General features: G+C 75.1%; 16 protein-coding genes. 9 read left to right on the forward strand and 7 right to left on the reverse strand.

The window, feature by feature from the left end; genetic code table 11:
- Positions 1-18 precede the first annotated feature (18 nt).
- Positions 19-1,245, forward strand: a complete 1,227-nt coding sequence (locus KBX37_RS18215) for a hypothetical protein (protein WP_210777146.1) — start codon at positions 19-21, stop codon at positions 1,243-1,245.
- Between the two features lie 15 nt (positions 1,246-1,260).
- Here the strand turns inward: KBX37_RS18215 and KBX37_RS18220 are convergent, their stop codons facing one another.
- Positions 1,261-1,803, reverse strand: a complete 543-nt coding sequence (locus tag KBX37_RS18220; protein ID WP_307849110.1) for a phosphatase PAP2 family protein — start codon at positions 1,801-1,803, stop codon at positions 1,261-1,263.
- Positions 1,804-1,988: 185 nt separating this feature from the next.
- Positions 1,989-2,966 carry a hypothetical protein gene (locus KBX37_RS18225; protein ID WP_210777147.1) on the reverse strand — a complete coding sequence of 326 codons (978 nt, stop codon included), beginning with the start codon at positions 2,964-2,966 and terminating at the stop codon, positions 1,989-1,991.
- 492 nt (positions 2,967-3,458) lie between these two features.
- Here KBX37_RS18225 and pdhA point away from each other — a divergent pair, with 492 nt between their 5' ends.
- From pdhA to KBX37_RS18255, 6 genes are all read left to right on the forward strand, one after another.
- Positions 3,459-4,637: a pyruvate dehydrogenase (acetyl-transferring) E1 component subunit alpha gene (gene pdhA, locus KBX37_RS18230; protein ID WP_179802546.1), complete on the forward strand. Its 1,179-nt coding sequence runs from the start codon at positions 3,459-3,461 to the stop codon at positions 4,635-4,637.
- Positions 4,637-5,626, forward strand: a complete 990-nt coding sequence (locus KBX37_RS18235) for an alpha-ketoacid dehydrogenase subunit beta (RefSeq protein ID WP_088959543.1) — start codon at positions 4,637-4,639, stop codon at positions 5,624-5,626. The genes pdhA and KBX37_RS18235 overlap by 1 nt, the downstream gene beginning before the upstream one ends.
- Positions 5,627-5,631: 5 nt before the next feature.
- Positions 5,632-7,131: a dihydrolipoamide acetyltransferase family protein gene (locus tag KBX37_RS18240; protein WP_210777161.1), complete on the forward strand. Its 1,500-nt coding sequence runs from the start codon at positions 5,632-5,634 to the stop codon at positions 7,129-7,131.
- A 218-nt stretch (positions 7,132-7,349) separates the two neighbouring features.
- Complete coding sequence (locus KBX37_RS18245; RefSeq protein WP_170285382.1) at positions 7,350-7,487, forward strand: hypothetical protein; 138 nt, start codon at positions 7,350-7,352, stop codon at positions 7,485-7,487.
- Between the two features lie 514 nt (positions 7,488-8,001).
- Entirely contained in the window at positions 8,002-11,163 is a 3,162-nt protein-coding gene (locus tag KBX37_RS18250; protein ID WP_210777148.1) for a hypothetical protein, read from the forward strand.
- A gap of 119 nt (positions 11,164-11,282) precedes the next feature.
- The gene (locus KBX37_RS18255) at positions 11,283-13,115 is read left to right on the forward strand and encodes an NHL domain-containing thioredoxin family protein (protein ID WP_210777149.1); all 1,833 of its coding nucleotides are present in this window, start codon (positions 11,283-11,285) and stop codon (positions 13,113-13,115) included.
- Positions 13,116-13,192: 77 nt separating this feature from the next.
- Here the strand turns inward: KBX37_RS18255 and KBX37_RS18260 are convergent, their stop codons facing one another.
- The 3 genes from KBX37_RS18260 to KBX37_RS18270 are packed head-to-tail and all read right to left on the reverse strand — an operon-like array spanning position 13,193 to position 15,391.
- A complete protein-coding gene (locus KBX37_RS18260) occupies positions 13,193-13,942 on the reverse strand; it encodes a LamB/YcsF family protein (RefSeq protein ID WP_210777150.1) in 750 nt (249 codons plus the stop codon).
- The gene (locus KBX37_RS18265; RefSeq protein ID WP_374103786.1) at positions 13,926-14,882 is read right to left on the reverse strand and encodes a biotin-dependent carboxyltransferase family protein; all 957 of its coding nucleotides are present in this window, start codon (positions 14,880-14,882) and stop codon (positions 13,926-13,928) included. The genes KBX37_RS18260 and KBX37_RS18265 overlap by 17 nt, the downstream gene beginning before the upstream one ends.
- A complete protein-coding gene (locus KBX37_RS18270) occupies positions 14,780-15,391 on the reverse strand; it encodes an allophanate hydrolase subunit 1 (RefSeq protein ID WP_210777152.1) in 612 nt (203 codons plus the stop codon). The genes KBX37_RS18265 and KBX37_RS18270 overlap by 103 nt, the downstream gene beginning before the upstream one ends.
- A 109-nt stretch (positions 15,392-15,500) precedes the next feature.
- Here KBX37_RS18270 and KBX37_RS18275 point away from each other — a divergent pair, with 109 nt between their 5' ends.
- On the forward strand, positions 15,501-16,178 hold the full coding sequence (locus KBX37_RS18275) for a hemolysin III family protein (protein WP_210777153.1): 678 nt from the start codon (positions 15,501-15,503) through the stop codon (positions 16,176-16,178).
- A gap of 100 nt (positions 16,179-16,278) precedes the next feature.
- On the opposite strand, the gene KBX37_RS18280 is transcribed toward KBX37_RS18275, so the two are convergent.
- Entirely contained in the window at positions 16,279-16,569 is a 291-nt protein-coding gene (locus tag KBX37_RS18280) for a DUF6458 family protein (protein ID WP_210777154.1), read from the reverse strand.
- 116 nt (positions 16,570-16,685) lie between these two features.
- Between KBX37_RS18280 and KBX37_RS18285 the strand changes: the two genes are divergently transcribed.
- Positions 16,686-17,225 carry a histidine phosphatase family protein gene (locus tag KBX37_RS18285; RefSeq protein ID WP_210777155.1) on the forward strand — a complete coding sequence of 180 codons (540 nt, stop codon included), beginning with the start codon at positions 16,686-16,688 and terminating at the stop codon, positions 17,223-17,225.
- A gap of 69 nt (positions 17,226-17,294) precedes the next feature.
- Here KBX37_RS18285 and KBX37_RS18290 read toward each other — a convergent pair whose 3' ends face one another.
- The gene (locus KBX37_RS18290) at positions 17,295-17,564 is read right to left on the reverse strand and encodes a DUF6458 family protein (RefSeq protein ID WP_067300694.1); all 270 of its coding nucleotides are present in this window, start codon (positions 17,562-17,564) and stop codon (positions 17,295-17,297) included.
- Positions 17,565-17,825 lie beyond the last annotated feature (261 nt).

Genomic DNA, 17,825 nt, shown 5'->3' on the forward strand with positions numbered 1-17,825 from the left:
GCGGCGTAGGGTCGGACCATGGCCACGCCACAGACCCCCTACGACGCGGTGCTGCACGCCGCCCGCGACGTGACGAGGCTGGACACCGCCCTCGACGCCGAGATGCTCGGCGCCGCCCTGCTGGGCAGCGTCTACGCGATCGCCGAGACCGACCGGGAGCGGGCGGTACGGGAGTTCGTCTCCGGCTTCCTGGCCGCCACCTCACGCCGCCGGACCGCCGCCGCGACCACCATCCGGTCGGTCTTCGCCGCGCTGGTGCCGGACGCGGAGGGCGCCGCGAAGGTCCGCCCCGGCACCCAGGCCCCGGCCTGGTCCGGCCAGCTCGGCCGGGTGCACCTCACCGGCGCCTGGTCGTACGGCGACGTGTACGGCGACCAGACCTCCTACCTCGCCACCTTCGCCTACGACGACGCGACGGGCGGTCCGGAGCACGCGCTGGTGGCGCTCGTCGACCACAACATCGGGATCACCAAGGACGTCTTCGTGGGCGGTCCCGCCGAGCGGATCCTCGAACAGGTCCGGCAGATGTGCGCCACGGACGACCTGACCTGGTTCCGCGAGGAGGACCCGGCCCGGATGCACGGCGAGGTGAGCCGGCACCTGACGGTCACCGACGACCTCGGTGACCTGCCCGGCGAGGGTTCGCTCGCCACCGACCGGGCCCTGGTCGGCGCCCGGCTGGCGGTGCTGCCCGGCGCGCCGGCGGACACGCTGACCTGGGACGCCGAGCCGCTCACCGGGGAGGAGCGCACCGAGCTGGTGCGGACCTTCCTGGCGTCGCCGGAGGCGGCCCGCGCCGGCCTGCACGCCCTGGACGGCGACGCGGAGCTGGCCTCGCTGCACTTCTGCCTGGGCCTGCTCTTCGACCACGCGGCGAGCTTCCCGGACGCCGACCCGCTGCGCTGGAGCCCGGCGGTGGCGGGGCTGTTCCTGCTGGACTGGGTGCACCGCCGGGCCGTGCTGGACATGGACGACGCGGCGATGCTGCCCCGGGTGCTGCGCGCCTGGACGGCGTTCGCGGGACATCGGCGCGGCCTGCCGGAGCAGGCCGTCGCCCGGACCGACGAGGCGATCGAGGAGCTGGTGCCGGAGTTCGCCCGGCTCTACAGCACAGGTGAGCGGCGCAGCCCGGCCACGGCCGCGGTGGCGCAGCTGATGGCGGACGGGGTGGACCCGGACGACCCGGCCGCGCTGGACGCCTGGATCGAGGCCAACCGCCAGCGCCTCGGCGACGACACCCCCTGACCGGTCACGCCGCGCTCAGCGCAGCGCGGCGTAGACCAGGCCGGCGATCAGGCCGCCGACCACGCCCCCGACGACCACCTGCGCGACGGTGTGGTCGCGCAGCCGTACCCGGGACCAGCCGGCCAGGGCCGGCAGCGGCGCGGCGGCGAGCATCCGGGGGCCGAAGGTCAGCGCCAGCACGACCACCGCACCGGCGGCCACCGCGGTGTGGATCGACATTTTCCACCAGTGGCTGACGGTCACCGCCACCACCAGGCCGACCACCCCGGCGGCGATCAGGGCGAGCACCGACCGGGGGGCGCCGAGCGCCGCGAGCAGCGCCAGGCCGGCGGCGGCCGAGGCCAGACCGAAGAGCAGGGGTACGCGTCGCTGGTCGCGGACGCCCACGTGGTGGTCGGTCAGGCGACCACGCCGCACCCCGCCGAGGATGTACGCGAACGGGATGCCGCTGGCGAAGACCGAGGCGAGCAGCGCCCAGCCCAGCCCGTGCGCGCCACCGGCGCCGTGCCAGCCGACCGCGACGGTCAGCAGGGTGACCAGGACGGCGGGGGCGGTCACCTCGGTCACCAGCCGGGCCAGCCGGGTCAGGGCTCCGGGCGGTACGACGACCCGGCGGAGTCCACCCTCGTCGCCGCCCCCGTCGATCCCGTTCAGCTCCCCGTCCCCGATCCGTCCCGTCCGGCCCCGCCGCGGGCCGGTTGCGCCGGCGGCGGGCGTACGGCCCGGTCAGCTGGCGTCGCCCGTCACCGTACCGTCCGGGTCGGGGCGTCGTGGCTGGTCGGCGCGGGTGCCGCCGGGCGCTGCGGGGCCGGGCTCGGGGTGGCGGCCGGGAACTTCGGCGGACGGGCGGTGGGCGAGGGCGGTCGGACCGGCGGGCGGGCGGCCGGACGCCGACGCGGGCCGCCGGTGGTGACCGTGGCGGCGGGGCGCGGCCCGGCGGCCGGCGACGGGGGCGGCGGCGGGGTACGGGTGGGGGCCACGGTCGGCGCGGCTGTCGGGGTCACGGTCGGCTCGGGCGACGGCTCGGGGTCGGGCGACGGCTCGGGCTCGGGTGACGGCTCGGGGTCGGGCGAGGGCTCGGGCGAGCTGGTGGTGGTGGGCTCCGCGCTGACGGTGGGCGTCGGGCCCGGCGGCGGCTCGGAGAAGGTGCTGCTCGGCTCCCCGGTCGGGGTGGGCCCGGGGGTCGGCGAGCCGGCCGGCGTGGGGCGGGGTGCGGGGGTCGGTGCGGCGGTCCGGCCCGGTGCGGGCGGGGTGGGCCGTGTGGGCGGGGGCGGCGGCAGCGGGCGCTGGGCCGAGCCGGGAGCGGCCGGGGCCGGTGCCGCCGGCGCGGCCGCGGGCAGCGCGGGGAGCGGCGGCCCCAGCGGGATCAACCTGACCGCGCCGGGGACGGCGGCCGGCAGGTCCCCGGGCCCGGCGGACGGCGGCGCGGGCTGGCCGGTGGCGGGCAGCGGGACCACCACCGGGCCGGCGGAGGGGGTGGGCAGGAACGGGGTGCTCCCGTCGGGGAGTGCGCTGCTGCCGACGGTGGCGGAGCCGGTGCTGAAGGCGGCGAGGATCGGCATGGACGCCGTGCCGGCGAGCAGGGCCACGGTGAAGAGGTAGCCGCGGCCGGGACCGGCCGGTCCGGAGGCGCGGTGCGCGCCGATCATCCGCCGGTAGCCGCCACCGGAGCGGTGCCGGCCGAGCATGGGGGCGGGAGGACCGTCACCTGACTCGGACACCGCAGAACTCCCTCGTCGATTTTTGAGCAACCGGGCAACGGCAGGCTTTCTAAACGGACATACGGCTTGAAACGCCCTGCCAGCACCCAGGTCAGCTTGGACCAGTGACGCTCAGTTCACCAGGGACCACAGCGTGTCGACACACAAAATGTCCGTCGCCGTGAATCTTCCAAGGGACAAATACGTCGATGCGTCGCGAAGACGACGGAACGGGACCGGTGGGGGAGGCCATACTGTGGGACCGCTCACCTCCTCTGCAATCATTCAGGCACGACGGCAACGCAGCCGGCCTCCGCGCACCCCGCGGCAGGCGCGGTTCGGCGCCGGCTCCCGAACCGGGTTCCTCCCCGAATCCGGCTCACCGCCGCGCGGCAACCCTCACCGGGGCTAGGCGCGGCCGCCAGGAACCAGCCCGGCACCGGCCGGGCCGGCGTACGAGTTGCGCGGACGGGTCACCCCCGGCGCCGACGCAGACACGACAGGGAGAGACGGATGGCAAAGGGCGACCCCGGGGTCACCAGCCGCGGCCGGCGGGCCGCACCCCGGTCCAAGCGCACCGCCGCGGCGGGCGAGCCGGAACTCGTACAGCTGCTCACCCCCACCGGTGAGCGGATCGACAGCGCGATCGGCCCGGACGGGACCGAGTACCGCGTCGACTTCACCGACGAGGAGTACCGCGGGCTCTACCGCGACCTCGTGCTGGTCCGCAAGCTCGACGCCGAGGCCACCGCGCTGCAGCGCCAGGGCGAGCTGGGCCTCTGGGCCAGCCTGCTCGGCCAGGAGGCGGCACAGGTCGGTTCGGGGCGCGCGCTGCGTACCCAGGACATGGCCTTCCCGACCTACCGGGAGCACGGCGTCCTCTACTGCCGGGGCATCGACCCGATCATGCCGCTCGGCCTGTTCCGCGGCGTCGACCAGGGCGGCTGGGACCCGAACGAGTTCAAGTTCAACATGTACACGATCGTGATCGGGGCGCAGACCCTGCACGCGACCGGGTACGCCATGGGTGTCGCCATGGACGGCAAGACCGGCACCGACGACGGCGAGGCGGTGATCGCCTACTTCGGCGACGGCGCCACCAGCCAGGGCGACGTCAACGAGGCGTTCGTCTGGGCCAGCGTCTTCAACGCGCCGCTGGTCTTCTTCTGCCAGAACAACCAGTACGCCATCTCCGAGCCGCTGGAGCGGCAGACCCGCGTCCCGCTCTACCAGCGCGCGGGTGGCTTCGGCTTCCCCGGCGTCCGGGTGGACGGCAACGACGTGCTCGCCTCGTACGCGGTGACCCGGCACGCGCTGGACAACGCCCGGCTCGGCCAGGGCCCCAGCCTGATCGAGGCGTACACCTACCGGATGGGGGCGCACACCACCTCCGACGACCCGACCCGCTACCGGATCGCCAGCGAGGTCGAGGCCTGGCAGGCCAAGGACCCGATCGCCCGGATGAAGGCGTTCCTGACCAACCAGCAGATCGCCGACGCGGACTTCTTCGCCTCGGTCGACGAGCAGGCCCGCACCGAGTCGGTGCACCTGCGCGAGCGGGTGCTCGCCATGCCCAACCCCGAGCCGGTGTCGATGTTCGACCACGTCTACCCCACCGGGTCCCCCGAGCTCGACGAGCAGCGGGCGCAGTTCAGCAAGTACATGGAGTCGTTCGAGGGGAGCGCCCACTGATGGCCACGGAGACGCTCACCCTCGGCAAGGCCCTCAACACCGGTCTGCGCAAGGCCCTGGAGAACGACCCGAAGGTCGTCATCATGGGCGAGGACGTCGGCAAGCTCGGCGGCGTCTTCCGGATCACCGACGGGCTCCAGAAGGACTTCGGCGACCAGCGGGTGATCGACACCCCGCTGGCCGAGTCCGGCATCATCGGCACCGCGGTCGGCCTCGCCATCCGCGGCTTCCGCCCGGTCTGCGAGATCCAGTTCGACGGCTTCGTCTACCCCGCGTACGACCAGATCGTGTCGCAGGTGGCGAAGATGCACTACCGCTCGCAGGGCAAGGTCCGGATCCCGATGGTCATCCGGATCCCCTACGGCGGCGGCATCGGCGCGGTCGAGCACCACTCCGAGTCGCCTGAGGCGTACTTCGCCCACACCGCCGGCCTGAAGGTCGTCACCTGCGCCAACCCGCAGGACGCGTACTCGATGATCCAGCAGGCGATCGCCTCGGACGACCCGATCGTCTTCCTGGAGCCCAAGCGGCGCTACTGGGAGAAGGGCCCGGTCGACCTGGACGCCCCGCTCGCGGACGCGTACCCGCTGCACTCCGCCCGAGTGGCGCGGGCCGGCACCGACGCCACCGTGCTGGCGTACGGCCCGATGGTGCGGACCTGCCTGGACGCGGCCACCGCCGCCGCCGAGGACGGCCGGCAGCTGGAGGTCATCGACCTGCGCACGCTCTCCCCGCTGGACCTGACCGCCGCGTACGAGTCGGTCAGGCGCACCGGCCGCTGCGTGGTCGTGCACGAGGCCCCGGGCAACCTGGGCCTGGGCTCGGAGATCGCCGCCCGGATCACCGAGGAGTGCTTCTACTCCCTGGAGTCCCCGGTGCTGCGCGTCACCGGCTTCGACACCCCCTACCCGGCCAGCCGGGTGGAGGAGGAGTACCTGCCCGACCTCGACCGGGTGCTCGACGCCGTCGACCGCACCTTCGGCTGGTGAGCGGCATGTCACGGATCAAGGAGTTCAACCTCCCCGACCTGGGCGAGGGCCTGACCGAGGGCGAGATCCTCGCCTGGCTGGTCAAGGTGGGCGACGTCATCGAGCTGAACCAGCCGATCGTCGAGGTGGAGACGGCCAAGGCGGCCGTCGAGATCCCGGCGAAGTGGGCCGGCCAGGTGCAGGGGATCTTCCACCCGGAGGGCACCACGGTCGAGGTCGGCACGCCGATCATCGCGATCGACACCGACCCGGGCGCCGGGCCGATCGAGGAGTCGACGACCGGTGCGCCGGCCTCCGCGCTGCCCACCCCGTCGGCGGCCTCGCTGGCCGCGGTCGAGGTGGCCCCGACCGAGGGCGCGGTCGAGCCGGGCCTGATCGGCGGTCCCGCCCCGGGTGGGCGGACCGCCGTGCTGGTCGGCTACGGCCCGCGCACCACGGCGGCCAAGCGCCGCCCGCGCAAGGGTGGGGTGCCGGCCCAGGCCTCGGCCGCGCCGGCCCAGGCCTCGGCCGCGCCGGTCCAGGCCGCGCCGGCTCCGGTGGCGCCCGCTCCGGTCACGCCGGCCGCGCCGGTGTCGCCGGCGCCGGGCGCGAACGGCAACGGGCGGGCCGGCGGGCTGGTGCTGGCCAAGCCGCCGGTGCGCAAGCTCGCCAAGGACCTCGGCGTCGATCTCGCCACGCTGACCGGCTCGGGCCCGCTGGGCTCGATCACCCGGGAGGACGTACAGCGGGCGGCGAGCGGGACCCCGGCGGCGGCCGAGCCGTTGCCGGTGACGGCCCCGGCCACGGCGGCCGCGAGCTTCGGCGCGGACCGCGAGCAGCGCATCCCGGTCAAGGGGGTACGCAAGCTCACCGCCGAGAACATGTCCCGCTCGGCGTTCACCGCCCCGCACGTGACGGAGTTCCTCACCGTCGACGTGACCCGGGCGATGAAGGCGCTGGACCGGCTGCGCGAGCGGCGGGAGTGGCGCGACGTGCGGGTCTCGCCGCTGCTGCTGGTCGCCAAGGCGGTGCTGCTGGCGGTCAAGCGGCACCCGATGGTCAACTCGACCTGGGCCGGCGACGAGATCGTGGTCAAGGACTACGTCAACCTGGGCATCGCGGCGGCCACCGAGCGCGGCCTGATCGTGCCGAACATCAAGGACGCCGGCCGGCTGTCGCTGCGCGAGCTGGCGGACGCGATGACCGACCTGGTGCAGACGGCCAAGGCGGGGAAGACCTCGCCGGCCGACATGTCGGGCGGCACGCTGACGATCACCAACGTGGGGGTCTTCGGCGTGGACACCGGTACGCCGATCCTGCCCCCGGGCGAGTCGGCGATCCTGGCCTTCGGCGCGGTCCGCGAGATGCCGTGGGTGCACAAGGGCAAGGTGAAGCCGCGCCAGGTCACCACGCTGGGCCTGTCGTTCGACCACCGGATCATCGACGGTGAGCTGGGCTCGAAGTTCCTCCGCGACCTCGGGGACTTCCTGGCCGACCCCGAGGCGGCGCTGCTCGCCTGGACCTGACCGTCCACGACACCAGCCACGGCCGGTGTGCCCAGGGTGAACGCCCGGCACACCGGCCGTTGCTATTGCACGAAGAAAACTTCGGCATTTGCCCTTCCTGGCCTACGAATCGTAGGCGGGTGTCTCAGCTCACCTAATAATCGATGGAAGTTGGCGGCGTCTTGCGCTTAAATAGAGACATCAGGGGCTGACAACCGAATAGTCGGAGGAGAGAGACCATGAGCATGATCGAGCGCATCCGCACCCACCGCGACGCCACCCGCCGCGCCCGCGCGATCGAGCACGCGCTTCGTTCCGCCAACTCGCCCGCAGTGCGCGAGGAGATCCTCGCGATCGCCCAGCGCCACATGAGCTGACGCGGCACAGACTTTCCTCACCTCCTCCAGATCGATGACCCGCCCGGGGCACCCGGGCGGGTCATCGGCGTTTCCGGGCCGGTAGGGCCGGTGTCAAAGCCCTCGGTCGGGCCGAGGCGGAGTCCGGGCGGCGAGCCGGCACGGCGGAGAAAGGTCCGGATACCGGTGCTGTATCCGGACCAATCTCCAACGCAGCCGGTCGTCGTCTGGGCCGCCGCAGCCGGCCATGGGCTTTGACACCGGCCCTCAAGACCGGGATTCCACCTCGACCGGACGCCCGGTACGGTGGGGCACGGTCGCCACCCGCCGACCCGGGACCCGATCGAGCCGGATGAGAGCCGATCGCCACCGCCCGGCGACGCGGAGTGACGGCCCGGTGCTCCCCGGACGCCCCGCGCGGTCACCGGATACGGTGCGGGGAACCCGCACGGCCGATTCGCCGGCGACACCGGCGAGCCCGCCGCCCGGTCCCGGACGGCATCGGCGGCCGACATGTGATGGAGGAGGCGCACCCATGACGTCCGAGGGCCAGCACCGCCCCGGCCAGGAGCCGGACCAGGTGCCGCCGGGCGCCGGTGGACCGGCGCCGTACGGCGACCGGCAGACGCAGCAGGAGACCGGCTACGGCAACCCCGCCGCCCCGGACCTGGGCTGGGCGCCACCACCACCGGCCGGCCGACCGGAGCAGGCCGCCCCGGCCTGGGCCGCCGCGCAGGACCAGCCCCCGGCGTGGGGCGCCGCGCAGGTGCCGCAGCAGGGCGAGCCGGCACAGCCCGGCCAGTGGGCAGCGCCGCAGCCCGCCTGGGCCGCCCAGTCCGACCAGCCCGCCGCCGCCTGGGCGGCGGCCTCCGTACCCGGCCAGCCCGCCGGGCCGGGCGAGCCGGCACAGCCCGCCTGGGCGCAGCCCGAGCAGGCCGCCCCGGCGTGGGCGCAGCCGGACTCCGGTGCCCGTGGCGCCGCCCGGGTGCCCCAGCCGACCGACGCCTCGCCCGCGTCCGCCGACCCGGCCGCCTCCGGCGGCTGGAACGCCGGGCAGCAGGACCAGGCCGCCAACGGCTGGGCCGCCGCGCCGCAGCACGACGAGCCGGCCCATTCCGGCGGCTGGAACACCCCGGCCCAGGACGACCCCGCCCGCTCCGGCGGCTGGAACGCCGGCACGCCCGGCCAGGACCAGGACGCTGCTGGCAACGGCGGCTGGAACGCCGGCGGAGTCGCGTCCCACGAGGCGTCCACTTCGGGCGGTCGACACGTCGGCGCCGAGCAGCACGAGCAGTCCACCGGCTGGAACGGCGCAGCCGCGCCCCAGGAGCAGGCCGACGGCTGGGGTGGCGAGACCCAGCCGCCACCGGACGACGCCGTCCGCTCCGGTGGGTGGAACGCAGCGTCCACCCCGGACGAGGCCCCCCGATCCGCCGGCCGCGCCTCGGTGCCCGTGCCGCCGCAGCAGCCGGAACAGGCCGTGCCCGGGTGGGCGCAGCCCGACACCGGCGCGCGCGGCGGCGCCGCGCAGGTGCCGCAGCACGACACCCCGGCAGCCGGCGGATGGTCCACCGAGGACGACCCGGCGCGCTCCGGCGGCTGGAACGCCGCCCGCCCGCCGCAGGACGACCCGGCCCACTCGGGCGGGTGGAACACCGGCGGCCAGGACGACGCCGCCCGCTCCGGTGGCTGGAACACCGCCGCCCCGGACAACGCCGCCGCCGGCGGGTGGAACAACGTGCCGCAGGCGGACGAGCGGTCGCCGCAGGCGTGGGACGCCGCCGGCGCACCGGCGCCAGCCCACTGGGAGGCCCGCGCGGAGCAGCAGGCCGCCGACGGTTGGGGCGGTGCCGCGCCGGCCCGCGAGGAGCAGCGACCGGGCGCCGACTGGCCCGCCGCGGAGGAGTCGGCCCATGGTGCCGGTTCCTGGGGCGCGGCCGCCGTGCCCGGACAGGACGACCGACCCGAGTCGGGCGGCTGGACGCCCCCGGAGCAGCCCGCCCGGGCGACCGCGTCCGTCACGGTCCCGGGCAGCCCGCCGGCCTGGGGAGCGGACGCCGACAATCCGCCGCAGCGGGCCGGTGCCGACCGCCCGGCGGTGCCGGACGCCGAGCCGTGGGCGGCCGAGGAGGCCTGGGGCCGCGCCGATGCCCCGCCCGCGCAGCGACCGGCCGGGGACGCCTGGGAGCCCCAGCGCGCCGACGAGGCCCCGATCTACCAGCCGGCGCCGGCGCCCGGCATCTCGCCGGCCAACGCGGTGCCCCTGCCGCCGCAGGAGCAGCGGGTGCCGGGCGCCAGCCTGGCCGCCGCGCCGCCGGCCGACTACGCCCCGCCGGCCCAGTTCGGTGGAGCCGCCGACCAGTCCTCCTTCGAGCCGGCCGGGCGTGCGGACGCGCCGTCGGCGTACGAGCCGGAACGGTCGGGCTGGGGCCCTGGCGAGGAGCCGCAGTCGCCGGCCGGGCCGGTGGTGCCCGGGCCGCGTACCTCGCCGGAGGCCGACGGGGCCGGGCGCGCCGCCGTGCCGGTTGCCGACGAGTCCGCCGCCGGGCGGGCGTCGGCGAGCGCGTCGGTGCCGCTGGCCAGCCGAGTGATGCCCCCGACCGACCAGGCCCTGCGGCCGGGCGCCACGGGTGCCCCGCAGCCCCGGGTGTATGGCCGGCCGGCCCGCCCGGAGCCGGTGGACGAGCCGGTCGAGGAGTACGACGGCCAGCAGGCCGAGCACGACTCCCCGCCGCGCTTCGCCGACCAGCAGCCGTTCGACGGCCAGCGGTCCTTCGATGGCCAGCGGTCCTTCGACGGCCAGCAGTCCTTCGATGGCCAGCAGCGGTACGAGGACCAGCAGCGGTACGAGGACCAGGACCGGCGGCGCTTCGACGAGCCGGAGCGGGCGTCCGGCCAGCCCGGCTTCGGCCCCGAGGCTCCCTCGTCCGCGCCGCCCACCTCGCCCGCCGCGCCGCCGGCGTTCCCGGGCGCCATCCCGGCCTTCGCGGACCCGGCCAGCAACAACCGGCCGATGAACGGGACGCGCCCGCATGGCCCCGGCGACCGCCCGGCCGAGCCGTTCGGCGCCGGCCCGGCCGGGGGTCCGGCCGCCGGTGCGGTCCCCGGTTACGGCCACCCGGCCCACGACCCGGTCCACGGCGGCGGCACGGCGCCGTTCCCGCAGGCGGGGCCGCCATTCCCGCCGGCCGGGCCGCAGTTCCCGCCGGCCGGGCCGCAGTTCCCGCCGGCGGGTCAGCAGTTCCCGCCCGCCGGCCAGCCCTTCCCGCCGGCCAACCAGCCCGGTCCGGGCGCCTGGCACCAGGACCCGGAGCCCGAGCAGGGACGCTTCGACGCGTTCAAGCCGGACCCGGAGCCGAAGGTCGAGCAGCCGGCGCCGAAGGTCCGCAACGGCCGGGTGCTGGCCATGGTGCTGATCGTGGCGGTGCTGATCCTGGCCGTCCCGCTCGGCCTGCTCAGCCTGCTGGGCAAGATCGGCGGCGAGGAGGAGCCCGCCCCGTTCAACCCGGCCGTCGGCTCCTGCATCAAGCAGTCCGGCAACGGGGCGGCCGAGGCGGACTGCGGCGAGCAGGGCGCGTTCACCGTGGTCTCCAAGGTCGACGCGAAGGAGAAGTGCGCCGACCCGGTCCAGCCGCACGTGGTGCTGCCGGGCAGCGGCACTGACCGGGTGCTCTGCCTCAAGCCGGCCACCAAGTAGCGCGTCTCGACGGCGGGGCCACGGTGATCCGTGGCCCCGCCGTCGTATCCGCTGTGGCGTGATCGACCACGCACGGGGTCACGCCGTGTCGGCGACCCGGCATCCGGCAGACTGGGGTCATGAGCGCACGCGTACGGGCTCCTGAGCTGCACGGTCGGGGCTGGCTGAACACCGGTGGGCGGGAGCTGAAGCTCGCCGACCTGCGCGGCCGGATCGTCCTGTTGGACTTCTGGACCTTCTGCTGCATCAACTGCCTGCACGTGCTCGACGAGCTGCGCCCGCTGGAGGAGAAGTACGCCGACGTGCTCGTCGTGATCGGCGTGCACTCGCCGAAGTTCGAGCACGAGAAGGACCCGGACGCGCTGGCCGCCGCCGTCGAGCGGTACGGGGTGCACCACCCGGTGCTGGACGACCCCGAGCTGGACATGTGGGACCAGTACGCGGCGAAGGCCTGGCCGACCCTGGCCGTGGTCGACCCCGAGGGGTACGTGGTGGCCACCATGGCCGGCGAGGGCCACGCCGAGGGGCTGACCCGCCTGGTCGACGACCTGGTCGCCACCCACACGGCGAAGGGCACCCTGCACCGGGGCGACGGCCCGTACGTCCCGCCGGCGGAGCCGGAGACCACCCTGCGCTTCCCCGGCAAGGCCGTGGTGCTCGACGGTGGCAACCTGCTGGTCTCGGACTCGGCCCGGCACTCCCTGGCCGAGCTGGCCCCCGACGGTGAGAGCCTGGTCCGGCGGATTGGTTCCGGCGAGCGGGGCCGGGCCGACGGACCGGCCGACGCGGCCAGCTTCGCCGAGCCGCAGGGGCTCTGCCTGCTCCCCGCGCACGTCGCCGAGGTGGCCGGTTACGACCTGGTGGTCGCGGACACCGTCAACCACCTGCTGCGCGGCGTACGGCTGGCGACCGGCGAGGTGGTGACGGTCGCCGGCACCGGCCGGCAGTGGCGTTCCTCGGTCGACGACCACGCGCACGACGCGCTCTCGGTCGACCTCTCCTCCCCCTGGGACCTGGCCTGGTACGACGACAAGGTCGTCATCGCGATGGCCGGCATCCACCAGCTCTGGTGGTTCGACCCGATCCGCCGCACCGCCGGCATGTACGCCGGCACCACGGTGGAGGCGCTGCGGGACGGTCCATTGCCGGACGTGTGGATGGCCCAGCCCTCCGGGCTCTCCGTCTCGGCCGATGGCACCCGGCTCTGGGTGGCCGACAGCGAGACCAGCGCGATCCGCTATGTCGAGAACGGCGTGCTGACCACCGCCGTGGGGCAGGGCCTCTTCGACTTCGGCCACGTGGACGGCCCGGCCGACCGGGCGCTGCTCCAGCACCCGCTCGGGGTGTGCGCGCTGCCGGACGGCTCGGTGCTGATCGCCGACACCTACAACGGCGCGGTGCGCCGCTTCGACCCGGCGACCGACCAGGTCGCCACGGTGGCCGACGGCCTGGCCGAGCCGAGCGACGTGGTGCTCACCGCCGACGGTGACGTGCTGGTGGTCGAGTCGTCCGCGCACCGGCTGACCCGGCTGGCGCCGGGCACCCTCACGGCGGCCGGGGCGAGCACCGTGGGCGGCCCCCGGCACCAGGTGGAGCGCAAGCCGACGGACGTGGCGGCCGGCGAGCTGACCCTCGACGTGATCTTCACGCCCGCGCCCGGGCAGAAGCTGGACGAGACGTACGGCCCGTCGACCCGGGTGGTGGTCTCCGCCTCCCCGCCGGAGCTGCTGATCGAGGGGGCCGGCACCAGCACCGACCTGTCCCGGCGGCTGGTGATCGACGGCGGTGTGCCCGGTGGGGTGCTCCAGGTGACCGCCCAGGCGGCCACCTGCGACAAGGACGTCGAGCACGCCGCCTGCCACCTGACCCGGCAGGACTGGGGCGTACCGGTGCGGGTGGTCGACGGCGGCGCGACCCGGCTGCCGCTGGTGCTGCGCGGCCTGGACGCCTGAGCGTCGGCGCCCTCAGCTCGCCCCGCCCCGGGCCGTGGCCTCGGCGGCGGGGATCCGGTCACCACGGGGCCGGGACGTCAGACGAAGGGCTTCGGGGTGACGCCCGCGTCGAGCAGCGCGGCCCGCACCAGGGCCGCCGAGGCGACCGCGCCCGGGGTGTCACCGTGCAGGCAGATCGAGCCGACCGCGCACGGGATGACGGTGCCGTCGACGGCGACGACGGTGCGCTCGGTGGCCATCCGTACGGCCCGGGCGGCCACCTCCTCCGGGTCGGTGACCAACGCACCGAGCGCGGTGCGGGGCACCAGTGAGCCGTTGGGCAGGTAGCCCCGGTCGGCGAAGCCCTCGGCGATAACCCGCAGGCCCGCCCCGACGGCGAGCTGGGCGAGCCTCGAGCCGGGGGCGCAGAGGATCGGCAACTGGTCGTCGTACCCGCTGACGGCGGCGACCAGGGCGGCGGCCTGCGACTCGTCGACGGCCGCCGCGTGGTAGAGCGCGCCGTGCGGCTTGAGGTAGCGGACCCGGGTGCGGAACAGCCGGCAGAACGCGTCCAGGGCGCCGAGCTGGTAGGTGACCTCGTCGCGCAGCTCGGTGAAGGCGTACTCGATGCGCCGGCGGCCGAAGCCGGCGAGGTCGCGGTAGCCGACCTGGGCGCCGATGGCCACCCCGCGATCGGCCGCCGCGGCGCAGACCCGCCGCATGGTCGACGGGTCACCGCCGTGGAAGCCGCAGGCGACGTTGGCGGAGGTGACCAGGTCCAGCAGCGCGTCGTCGTCGCCGAGCCGCCAGATGCCGAATCCCTCGCCGAGGTCAGCGTTGAGGTCCATGGAACCTCACCGTAGTCCCTGGCCGGGCCTGCGCGAGTGCGGTCACGTCGTCCACCACCCCGATGACGGGGTACCCGCCGGTGGTGGGGTGGTCGGCCAGGAAGACCAGCGGCTGGCCGTCGGCCGGCACCTGCACCGCGCCGAGCACGATCCCCTCGCTGGGCAGTTCACCGGCCACCGCACGGGGCAGCGGCGCGCCGGTCAGTCGCGCGCCGACCCGGTCGCCCACCGGGCTGACCGTGTACGGGGTGTCGAGCAGCCGGTCGAGCGCTTCCGGGGTGAACCAGTCGGCCCGTGGCCCGGGGCGCAGGGTCAGCCGCAGCTCGCCGGTCGGGGGCCGGCCGACGGTCACGTCCACCGGTGGCGGCGGCCCGGGCCACGGGCCGAGCGGAAGGCGGTCGCCGTCGCGTACCAGTGGTGGGCCGAGGCCGGAGAGGGTGTCGGTGGCGCGGCTGCCGAGCACCGGTTCGACCGCGATCCCGCCGCTGACCGCCAGCCAGTTGCGCAGCCCGTCGCGGGCCGGCCCGATCCGCAGCACCGCGCCGGCCGGCACCGCGAGCGGCCGGCCCACGTCACCCGGTCGCCGGCCCACCCGGACGTCGGCGTCGGCCCCGGTCACCGCGACCGTGACGGCGCGGGTCGGCCGCAGCTCGCAGCCGGTCAGGGTGATCTCCAGGCCGGCGGCGGAGACCGGGTTCCCCACCAGGCGGTTGGCCAGCGCCAGCGCCGCCGGGTCCAGCGCCCCCGACCGGGGTACGCCGAGATGCGCGTACCCAAGCCGGCCGAGGTCCTGGACGGTGGTGAGCGGGCCGGCCCGGCGTACCTCGATCACGTCGATCACACGTTCACCAGTCGGACCCGGGTGCCCGGGGTGAGCCGGGCCGGCGGGTCGGCGTGCACGTCGAACAGGGTCAGCTCGGTGCGCCCGACCAGCAGCCACCCGCCCGGCGAGGCGGTCGGGTAGATCCCCGCGTACGGCCCGGCGAGCGCCACCGACCCGGCCGGCACCCGGGTACGCGGGCTGGGCAGCCGGGGCACCGCCCACTCCGGCGGCAGCCCGGTCAGGTACGCGAACCCGGGCGCGAAGCCGCAGAACGCCACCCGGAACGGGGTCTCCCGCAGCCGTCGCACCACCTCGGGCACGGTCACGCCCCAGTGCCGGGCGACGACGGGCAGGTCCTCCCCGTCGTACCCGGTGGGGACCTCGACCTGCTCGACGGCGGCCTGGCCGGCGACCGGCTGTGCGGTCCACCCGGCGATCCGCGCGGCGACCGCCGCCGGGTCCGGTACGCCGTCGAGCAGGACGGTCGCCGCGGCCGGGACGATCTCGACGGCGCTCAGCTCACCGGCGGCGCGGCGGCGCCACAGCTCGGCGCGCCACGCCTCCACCTGGCCGGGGTCGTCACAGTCGAGCAGGAGGGCGTGTCGGCCGACGGGTCGGATCCGCATCCCGCCATCCTCCCCGATCGATCCGACGACCACAGGCCCGCGCCCGCGCGACGCGGCGGTGACCAGACGCACTACCCGCAGGTAACCTACGGTGCCGTAACCTGTATCCGTGACCACCTCCGCACCGCTCCGGCTCAAGCCGGTCGACATCGGGAAACCCCGGATGCGCGGCTGGCTGCACACCTACGCGTTCTTCGTCGCGCTCGTCTGCGGCATCGTCCTGTGCGCGATCGCGGCCACCCGCCCGGGCTGGACACCCCTGGTGAGCTGCCTGATCTACAGCCTCACCGTCTGCGGGCTCTTCGGCACCAGCGCCCTCTACCACCGGCGGGTGTGGTCCGAGCGGGGCTACCAGATCATGCGCCGGCTGGACCACGCGATGATCTTCGTGTTCATCGCCGGCACCTACACGCCGTTCTGCGCGCTACTGCTGGACCGCCGGATGGCCACCATCATGCTCAGCGTGGTCTGGGGCGGGGCGCTGGCCGGCGTGGCGCTGAAGCTGGTCTGGCCGCACGCGCCCCGGTGGGTGTCCGCGCCGCTCTACCTGGCGCTCGGCTGGGTCTCGGTGGCGATGCTGCCGCAGATCCTGCACGAGGGCGGGGTGACCGCGCTGGTCCTGCTCGCCGTCGGCGGTGCGATCTACAGCGTCGGCGCGGTCTTCTACGCGCTGCGCCGGCCCAACCCGTGGCCCACCGTCTTCGGCCACCACGAGTTCTTCCACGCCTGCACCCTGCTCGCGGCGCTCTGCCACCACATCGCCATCTACTTCGCGCTCTTCGCCTGAGCCCGAAGCCCGCCCGCCGGCCCGGCCGGACATGGTGCGGGGCCCCGCACCGTTGCGGGGCCCCGCACCGTTGCGGGGCCCCGACGTCTGCGCGCGGGGATCAGGTCGGGTAACCGGGGCGGCGCACCTCGCGGTACTCCTCCCGCACCACCCGGTCGTCCTGCACCGGCACGACCCGGTCGGTGGCCACCCGGTCCTCGCGCACCGGGGTGGCCACCACCGTGCGGCGGCGGGTGTTCCAGAAGTAGAGGGTGGTGAAAAGCCCGACGACGCCGGCGAGCATCAGCACCCAGCCGACGACGTTCAGGTTGAGCCATCCCAGGTTCGCGTCGATGGCGAACGCGAAGATCGCGCCCAGCGCGATGAGGAAGATGCTGGCACCGATGCCCATGATGTCGCCTCCTTGGCATGTCCATTGGCGTATCCGACCGCCGCGGCCATCGGTGAGCGTGCGGCACACATCGACTTACCCAGGCGCTCCGATCGCCAATCAGGCAAGCTGGGCGCATGACGGACGCCCACGCCGAGGAACGGACCCTGGTGCTGCTCCGGCACGCGAAGGCCGAACTACCCGCCGGAGACGCCCCGGACGTCGAACGCCGGCTGACCGCGCGCGGGCACGCCGACTCGGCCGCCGCCGGAGCCTGGCTGGCCCGGCACGGCCTGCTGCCCGAGGTGGTGCTCTGTTCGTCGTCCCGGCGTACCCGGCAGACCTGGCACGACGTGGCGATGGGCATGACGGGATCCCCGCCGGAAGGGGGACCGGCGGGGTCGTCACCCGTGGTGCGCTACGAGCCGACCGCGTACGAGGCGCACCCGCAGGAACTGCTCGCCCTGGTCCGGGCGGCCGAGCCGACGGCCCGGACGGTCCTGCTGATCGCCCACAATCCCGGCATCTCGCTGCTCTCGGCGCTGCTCGACCCGGAACGGGCGGATCCCGAGGGGCTGCGGACCACCGACCTGGTGGTGCACCGGGCCGCGACGCCCTGGACGGACCTGGCACCGGGCGGCGCGGCGATCGTGAACCGCCACACCGCCCGCGGCTGAGAGCCGGTACGCCTTCCCGGACCGCACCTCAGGGGCAGGCAGCGCGTGGACGGCAGCGCGGGCGGCGGGTCAGGACGGCGGCGCGGTGGGCGGCGGCGGGTCGGGCGGCGGCGGCATCATCGCGGTCGGATGGGACAGGCGGTTCTCCTCCACGATCAGCGTGCGTGCCCGCTTGCGCCGGTCCTGCCAGAACCAGAGCGTGGTGAGCAGTACGGCCAACCCGGCCAGGATGAACACCCAGCCGACCGCGCGCAGGTCGATCCACCAGACGTTGGCCCGGATGGCGAAGGTCATGATCGCGCCCAGCGCGATGAGAAAGATTCCGCTACCAATGCCCATGTGCGCTGCACTCCCCCGTGCGGTGGCCTCTGGGCGTGCCCCTGACGTGGTCCGCGACGGTTACCCGTCAACCGGCCCGCCTACCAACCGCACCCCCGCCAATCCCACCCCCCGCCACCCCCCGCCACCCTCTGGGCGCACTTTCCGAGAAAGCGTGGCTGTCCGAGGCGGAACAGCCACTCTTTCCCGGTAATTGCGCGGACATCCGGGGTGATGCGGGGCGGTGGGCGGGTGGGGGCGACGATGGCGGCGGGGGCGGGG

The organism is Micromonospora sp. U56, from assembly GCF_018070095.1.
Classification (GTDB): domain Bacteria; phylum Actinomycetota; class Actinomycetes; order Mycobacteriales; family Micromonosporaceae; genus Micromonospora; species Micromonospora purpureochromogenes.

Bases quoted from the DNA above. Each gene is read 5' to 3' on its own strand.
- KBX37_RS18215 (WP_210777146.1), top strand. From the start codon at position 19: ATGGCCACGCCACAGACCCCCTACGACGCGGTGCTGCACGCCGCCCGC.
- pdhA (WP_179802546.1), top strand. From the start codon at position 3,459: ATGGCAAAGGGCGACCCCGGGGTCACCAGCCGCGGCCGGCGGGCCGCA.
- KBX37_RS18235 (WP_088959543.1), top strand. From the start codon at position 4,637: ATGGCCACGGAGACGCTCACCCTCGGCAAGGCCCTCAACACCGGTCTG.
- KBX37_RS18240 (WP_210777161.1), top strand. From the start codon at position 5,632: ATGTCACGGATCAAGGAGTTCAACCTCCCCGACCTGGGCGAGGGCCTG.
- KBX37_RS18245 (WP_170285382.1), top strand. From the start codon at position 7,350: ATGAGCATGATCGAGCGCATCCGCACCCACCGCGACGCCACCCGCCGC.
- KBX37_RS18250 (WP_210777148.1), top strand. From the start codon at position 8,002: ATGACGTCCGAGGGCCAGCACCGCCCCGGCCAGGAGCCGGACCAGGTG.
- KBX37_RS18255 (WP_210777149.1), top strand. From the start codon at position 11,283: ATGAGCGCACGCGTACGGGCTCCTGAGCTGCACGGTCGGGGCTGGCTG.
- KBX37_RS18260 (WP_210777150.1), bottom strand. From the start codon at position 13,942: ATGGACCTCAACGCTGACCTCGGCGAGGGATTCGGCATCTGGCGGCTC.
- KBX37_RS18270 (WP_210777152.1), bottom strand. From the start codon at position 15,391: ATGCGGATCCGACCCGTCGGCCGACACGCCCTCCTGCTCGACTGTGAC.
- KBX37_RS18280 (WP_210777154.1), bottom strand. From the start codon at position 16,569: ATGGGCATCGGTGCCAGCATCTTCCTCATCGCGCTGGGCGCGATCTTC.
- KBX37_RS18285 (WP_210777155.1), top strand. From the start codon at position 16,686: ATGACGGACGCCCACGCCGAGGAACGGACCCTGGTGCTGCTCCGGCAC.
- KBX37_RS18290 (WP_067300694.1), bottom strand. From the start codon at position 17,564: ATGGGCATTGGTAGCGGAATCTTTCTCATCGCGCTGGGCGCGATCATG.